Below are 1,442 nucleotides of genomic sequence, written 5' to 3'. Positions count from 1 at the left end.
AGGCCGGTATAATATAAGAGAAATGACAGCGGCCGATAGCACGATAAATCCAAAAATAGCTAACTTTCTGGCACTGATAATATGGCTGATAAATCCCGCGACAAGGATCCCAATCACAATGGAAATATAAAATAAAGAAAACGCACCTGCCGTTTTATCCATCATTCCCGCGCCCAAAAACACGATGAGCCACGGCAGAAAATAGGCATTGGCCGTTTCCATAAAATACCAGCATGAGCTGTATCTATAATAGTTCTTTTCGCTGTTGGTTAACATATGGCTTCCTGTAGATTAACTCCCACAATGTTGGTCGTGGACTGTCAATGATGAGCTGGTGGCCGTAATTGATATAGTCAATGCCAGCCACTAGCTCTTCTTCACTAAAGTCGACAGGCTGAAGTTCATACTCATTCATGTTGGCACACGCCAGGAACTGCTCAATAGCCGAGATCCCAATACTCTCTTCTACCGCTTTTTTTACAATTTCCCGGTAAGAGTATTCATCCAGCTGTTGCTCAAACTGGGGAAGTAATGCTTTTACATCCGGGTAGGTATCGACTAAGTAAAGCACCCCGCCGTCCTTCAGTACGCGCTCGCACTCTTGCAGAGCCTGGATCGGATCTTGCCAGTGATGAAAGCAGGAGTAGGAAAAAATCAGGTCAAAGCACGCATCAGGATAAGGCAGTGAATGTACATCGCCCTGAACCAGCTTTACGCGCTTGGACAAATCCAGAGAGGCAATTTTATTGTTGGCAAGTTCGAGCATGCTGGGGTTAATGTCTAAGCCATCAATCTGACAGACATTCTGTTTCGCGAAAAAAACGGTCAGATCGCCGGGACCGATACCCAAATCAAGAGCTCTTGTGACGTCACGTTCGGCGCACAGTCGCTGCATTCTTGCCGCTAGCATAGGGTAGATATGACGCTGATATTTCTGTACAAAATCGTTGTATTTTATGCAGGCCTTTTGACTGAGCATGTTCAGTTCCTCAAGGTCACATCTTCAATAATTTCCTCTTCCTGCATCTCCTGGATCAGACTTTCAACATCAGATGTTATATCGGAAATGTCGGCATCATATTCCTGCGATAAAGCGTCAACGATCTGCACATTACTGAGCCCGTCGGTTATTTTCTTGAAAACGAACGCCGCCGTGGCGTTCAGCGCGTAATCTGGCTCAATAATGATAGATTCATTCACTTCTTTCCACTTAACCCCGCCTGAAATAACAAAAAATATCTCTTTCATTACAAAATCCTTTTATTAAACGATGAGGATAAACCAGACGATAAAAGGGGCGTCCAGAGACACCCCTTTTATTTACTCTTAAATCAATGACCGCCAGCAGATACTGAGCGACGGATTTGAACCAAGCGTGGTTTAGCATAAGTCTTTTTCATTGCTCTATTCCTTTTGAAAGTGAATTGATATAATCGCCCTGC

General features: G+C 44.2%; 3 protein-coding genes. All 3 read right to left on the bottom strand.

Translation table 11 applies throughout. The features are described from left to right. A partial coding sequence (locus J1785_RS01075; RefSeq protein WP_217218603.1) for a hypothetical protein occupies window positions 1-222 on the bottom strand: 222 nt, incomplete at its 3' end. A 22-nt stretch (window positions 223-244) separates the two neighbouring features. Further along, window positions 245-979, bottom strand: coding sequence for a class I SAM-dependent methyltransferase (locus tag J1785_RS01070; RefSeq protein WP_217218602.1), 735 nt, complete (start codon window positions 977-979; stop codon window positions 245-247). A 2-nt stretch (window positions 980-981) separates the two neighbouring features. Continuing rightward, window positions 982-1,248 carry a PqqD family protein gene (locus J1785_RS01065; protein ID WP_217218601.1) on the bottom strand — a complete coding sequence of 89 codons (267 nt, stop codon included), beginning with the start codon at window positions 1,246-1,248 and terminating at the stop codon, window positions 982-984. Between the last annotated feature and the right edge of the window lie 194 nt (window positions 1,249-1,442).

The organism is Rahnella perminowiae (genome assembly GCF_019049755.1).
In the GTDB taxonomy this organism is placed as follows: Bacteria; Pseudomonadota; Gammaproteobacteria; order Enterobacterales; family Enterobacteriaceae; genus Rahnella; species Rahnella perminowiae.
This window is presented reverse-complemented; position numbering and strand designations above follow the sequence as displayed.

Excerpts from the sequence above, each read along its gene's own strand:
- J1785_RS01070 (WP_217218602.1), bottom strand. The coding sequence starts at position 979 with ATGCTCAGTCAAAAGGCCTGCATAAAATACAACGATTTTGTACAGAAA.
- J1785_RS01065 (WP_217218601.1), bottom strand. The coding sequence starts at position 1,248 with ATGAAAGAGATATTTTTTGTTATTTCAGGCGGGGTTAAGTGGAAAGAA.